Origin of the sequence: Caballeronia choica (assembly GCF_001544535.1) — a bacterium.
Taxonomy (GTDB): domain Bacteria; phylum Pseudomonadota; class Gammaproteobacteria; order Burkholderiales; family Burkholderiaceae; genus Caballeronia; species Caballeronia choica.
The window spans coordinates 1-4,646 of the sequence record NZ_FCON02000302.1 but is presented as its reverse complement, the minus strand read 5'-3'; the positions used below and the strand labels follow the sequence as shown (position 1 = coordinate 4,646).

The window sequence follows — 4,646 nt, the reverse complement described above, 5'->3', positions numbered from 1 at the left end:
CAGGTCGTGATGAAACGCGAGTCGCATCGCAACTCATCCACGATCGCCTGGCGCGAGGCGCGCTCGTCGAGCAGAAGGATCAGCCGCGCACGCCGCACTTGACCTACAGCCATCGTGCGACTGCGCTGCATTGCCATCAATTCCCTGCGCTCGCCATCACTCAGATTCATTTTTCCCATGCACTTTAGAGTCGTGCAATTTCATTGGTTCAATGGACTGATATGACTTCGCGTGTCAAGAGGGATCGGTTTTCAGCGTGTTGAGTACATGTCATGTGAATTTCCTGAGGGCGACGTAGCAGTAAATCTCGACGGTGGATCACACTGATATTCGCGGGTTGGCTACCGCATTACAGAGGTCCGCCCAACGAGCCTGCCGCTATCTAGTGTCGCAAGTCGGATGTTGTCCGTTGCGTAGTCCATTCGCGGGTTACTCGCGTGCCTGGCTACGCCGCCTTCAGAAAACTCTTCTTCCAGTGATTAGAGTGAGGTCAAGGGGGTGCTCAGGTATTGCATTACGCCACGTGCACCTCGCACGGTATAGCGAGCGACATCGCCAGCCGGCTGATGTCCCAGATGAAGCCGGCCAGTTCGCGGGCTACGGCAACCACCGTGACGTTCGCGTTCTTGCCGCGCGCAGCCAGCTTGCGATGGCGCCGGCACAGTCGCACCCGCGCGTCCCAGGCGCGATCGAAGATGGGCTTGGGGATGCCTTCATGTCGCCGTTGAATCTCGGGACTCACGCGTGCCGGGTATCGGTAGCTCCAGGCGGCTTCGACCAGCAACTTTCTTGCATAGCTGTTACCCGTCTTGGTGATGCTGCCCTGGCGCCGTTTGTTGCCGGAGGAATGTTCTGACGGGGTAACGCCGAGCCAGGCCATCAACTGGCGCGGGTGCGCGAAGCGTGAGAGATCGCCCAGCTCGGCGAGCATGCCCACGGCGGTCGTGAACTGCACACCGCGCATGGCCAGTACAGCCGGATAGAACCGCCACTCGGACCGCCTCGCGCAAGGCGGCTTCGAGACGACCGCATTGCGCGAGACGGTCCTCGATCGTGCGCCGAAGCTCGTCGAGCGCCAGTTGCTGCCAAAGGTTGTCGAACGAAAACGCGCTCAGCCAGCGCCGGTGCGCGGGACCCCAGTCGGCCCGACCCATATAGCGCACGCCATGCGAGAGCAGGAAGGCCTTCAGCCTTTGCCGCGCACGCTTCATATCGTCTTTGGCGCTCACCCATGCACGTGCCAGATCGCGGAACGCTTCATCCTCTACGGTGGGCACGTACACTGCCGACAGGTCGCCGGTACGGAGCAGCCGCACCAGCTTTACAGCGTCGCGTCGGTCAGTCTTGACGCGCTCTCCGGGCTTTCTGGGAATCAGTGACGGTGCGCACACCATGCAGTCGAAGCCCTTCTGCACGAGCTGACGGTAGAGTCCATAGCCGCACGGGCCCGCCTCGTAGACAACGTGTATGCGGCGCGCTTTGGACTGCAGGCGTTTGCACAGGCGATCGATGTCAGCCTGCGTCGTACCGATCTTGCCGAACAGTTCGACCTCGCCCGACCCGGGCGCGTAGGCGACCGTGATCGAGTCCTTGTGGACGTCCAGGCCGACGTACAAAGTGCTATCGTGGTCCATGCTGGCCTCCGTGCGGGAAATCGCCGGGTGTGGCACCGTCCACACCGTGCGGCTCTGGCAGCAATGCTAACTCGCGTTTGATTCCTCATGGCCGGCCAGCCCTCTGCCTCACGCGAAGTCATACTGCCTAGTTTGTGTGGTCGGTGTATAAGTCGCCAAAGAGGTCTGAAGTCGCGTCGCTCGCCTGCCGCCGTGGCTGCAACGTGCCGCTTCGGACTTGCGAGAGAACATCCTGCGGCAACCACGTATTTTCCATCGCGCCGATGCCGCTCTCGATCATCTGCTGCAGGAAGAACGACTGCTTGCGTCCCGTTACTTCAGCCAGGAGTCGCAACCTTTGCTCGATTTGCGGATCGACCCGTACCGCGACGACCTTCAGCTTGTTTTCAGCGGTCCTTTTCACCGAATTCTCCTGTTAGCGTTTTGAAACAGCGTGAAACGGACGCGTTTGTACACCGCCTTCGCCATTGTTTCTGACGCCCGCTACCTTACCGGACCGCTCGCCGTCGCGCAAACGGCCGGCGTTCGTACAAGCTTGACTTAGCAGTCTGTCGAATCTCAGTTCAGAACCGGGCCAGCAAACGCGAAGCCACTGATGACCCCCTTCCAGGATCCGACGCCGTTCCGTCTTGGCTCATCTATGACGTGTCTCACTCAACGATGAGGAACTTATCGCGCTTCTTTCCCGTGATTCACGCCGGCTCTCGACCCATGCCACTCCAGGTGGCGCCGGGTCGTCGGGTCTCTGCACTTCGGTGCCGTCTTTTGCTTCATCGGACTGCGCTTGCGCTTTATACCGAGATCTTCCCGCGTCAGCGCATACGCTGTCATGATCTCTTTGATTTGCCACCTCGGTCGGCAACAACGTCGTCGAAAAGACTCGGCGAACCCCGCGCGTTGACCAGCACGACACCCCGATCGACCGCGCTGGCTTCGATCTGCGGTGCGATTTATCTGCTGACGGCAGTCGCTTTGCATGAGCATCGGTGAGAAGTTAGCGCTGTTGCGAGCCCCTCGTCCCTACCCGCACCGGTTGGGTTAGCAGTCTCGCCACAACGTTCTTGAAGCAGCCTAGGGATTACGCCAGTTCGGCCCGTGACCGAATCTGACCGATAGTGGTCGCGACGGGGACGCCCGCGCGCAACGAATCCGCGAACAATCAATCTCATTGCGGAGAGAATCCTGCTGTCGCCCGCCCCTCGCATCGGGCCCCGGACCGGCGGGCCAGGCGAGGGCTAATTCGGAAAGGACGGTGTACTCGATTTCGCTTCGCTCGCTCATACTTCAAGTTTCCCAACAACACTGAGGTCGCCATGCTTCGTCCGCAGGTGTACAAATTTCAATACTCTCGTCGGCAGGGCCTCCAGCGCACCTACGACGTGATGCTCAACGTGGTCCAGTTGGAATCCGGAGTGTTCTCCTACGAGTCGTGGGTCCATTTCGCCCACGAATTCAAAGGGAACGGGCTCGTTTTTCCGCTGGTCGCAAGAACAGCGGACGAGGCGTCCGCAGAAGCGCGCGAACGCGTTGAGGACAACTTCGAGAACCTTGCCGGGGTCGCCGAGTAGTCTTTTTATTGCGGGTAACATAAACATGGTAGCCCGCATAACGCGGCCAACACGTCGCCGGAGATGTAAATGCGATCGTTCGAACTTTACGTTATGTCCGCCTGAGCGAATAGCACAAGATTTTGCTACAGATGTGGAAGAATTTTTTGCAGAACGGGTATGGACTAAAGAGAAATGCGCAAGTGGAGTTCGCAACTTGCAAGCTCCTCTACGCACCCGTCTCTTTACGTGCAGTCGATCCCAGGTCTGTCGTCCAAAGCAACAGGCCGTATGTCAGAACGCTGCTTTTCGGCACATGATTGCCACTATATCCAACTGCGTAAGCATTCCGACGAGGTTCTTATCGTCGCGCACGACAGGCATGTGATGGTGTCCTCTGGCCATGAAGCGGGTAATGACGTCAGCCACCGGTGTCGCTGCATCAACCCTTGCCACGGCTGTCGACATCACGCTGCGAACTGGCAGCCGCTTCCTCTCCCTCTGCGCCGCTCCGGTCGTGTCGTTTCCCTGGGAAACGATTCGGATGCTCGGGTGAAACGGTTGAAGATCGGTACGCGTGACTACGCCTATCAGGCGGTGTCTCGAGTCAATCACGGGCAGCAGTTTGATTCGGCGTCCATCTAACAAATTCAGCGCATCACCAGTAGTTTGATCTCCAGTCACGCTCGTGACGGGCGTGCGCATAACCTCGGCGCAAGTCATTTCCATCAGGCTCGTGAAGTAGGCTTGCTGCTCCAGTTGCTTGCGCAGCAACTCGAAGCGATCCAGGTCCGCATCCGACGAGCGCTGCTCATCCCCACAAGATTGATCGGCGTCAAGACGTGCTGTGGCATGACGAACACCCGTTAGCCACCTTGCAAACTTGGATCCGACTGCCATGTTCAACCTCATTCAGGGTCAATCCTTCACGGTATTAAACGTATCACAACATGACACGCTTAGACGCGGCGCATAGGATAAAATCCGATCAGCGCTTTCCCGTAGTCCCGAAGCAGGGACCCACGACGCATGTACGTTACCTGTCTCGTTGACTTGACCGAAGGCAAGAATTTGGAACCCGCGCGATTCAATCTGCTCGAGTTCATTTGTGGGCTACACCGACGATGCGGAATGCCGACTTTGAAGATCGCGCACAACATGCACAGCTACCTTGATACAAGGGCAACGTAACACGCGAACGGCTCCCTCTTCGACTCCTGCACTGGTCAAAAAAGCTACGCGGCGTAAGGCACTTGCTGCTAAAGTAGGTAGTCGTTTCAGAATGGGAACCGACGTACCTCCCAGCTGCATCGCGAGGAACCGGACGGACTTCTGTAGAGATGAAAAACCAAAGCCATCGAAGCGCCGCCGAAATCCGGATCGACTTCAAAAGTCTAGCTGTCCAAGCGATACCTTTGCCGATATTGCTTGAAAAGCTCGACCGCCTTCGGATTGAAGTGCATCA

At 58.1% G+C, this 4,646-nt stretch carries 3 protein-coding genes and 1 pseudogene; 1 reads left to right on the top strand and 3 read right to left on the bottom strand.

Annotated elements, in window-relative coordinates; all coding sequences use genetic code 11:
- Positions 1-514 precede the first annotated feature (514 nt).
- Positions 515-1,634: pseudogene (locus AWB68_RS42765) on the bottom strand (IS110 family RNA-guided transposase).
- Between the two features lie 127 nt (positions 1,635-1,761).
- Positions 1,762-2,037: a YlcI/YnfO family protein gene (locus AWB68_RS42760; RefSeq protein ID WP_087650153.1), complete on the bottom strand. Its 276-nt coding sequence runs from the start codon at positions 2,035-2,037 to the stop codon at positions 1,762-1,764.
- Positions 2,038-2,947: 910 nt separating this feature from the next.
- Here AWB68_RS42760 and AWB68_RS42755 point away from each other — a divergent pair.
- A complete protein-coding gene (locus AWB68_RS42755) occupies positions 2,948-3,202 on the top strand; it encodes a hypothetical protein (RefSeq protein WP_087650152.1) in 255 nt (84 codons plus the stop codon).
- 273 nt (positions 3,203-3,475) lie between these two features.
- On the opposite strand, the gene AWB68_RS42750 is transcribed toward AWB68_RS42755, so the two are convergent.
- Positions 3,476-4,081 carry a CBS domain-containing protein gene (locus AWB68_RS42750; protein WP_235028828.1) on the bottom strand — a complete coding sequence of 202 codons (606 nt, stop codon included), beginning with the start codon at positions 4,079-4,081 and terminating at the stop codon, positions 3,476-3,478.
- Positions 4,082-4,646: the final 565 nt, after the last annotated feature.

What these genes read in the sequence shown, in the direction of transcription:
- AWB68_RS42755 (WP_087650152.1), top strand. Translation starts at nt 2,948, where the DNA reads ATGCTTCGTCCGCAGGTGTACAAATTTCAATACTCTCGTCGGCAGGGC.
- AWB68_RS42750 (WP_235028828.1), bottom strand. Translation starts at nt 4,081, where the DNA reads ATGGCAGTCGGATCCAAGTTTGCAAGGTGGCTAACGGGTGTTCGTCAT.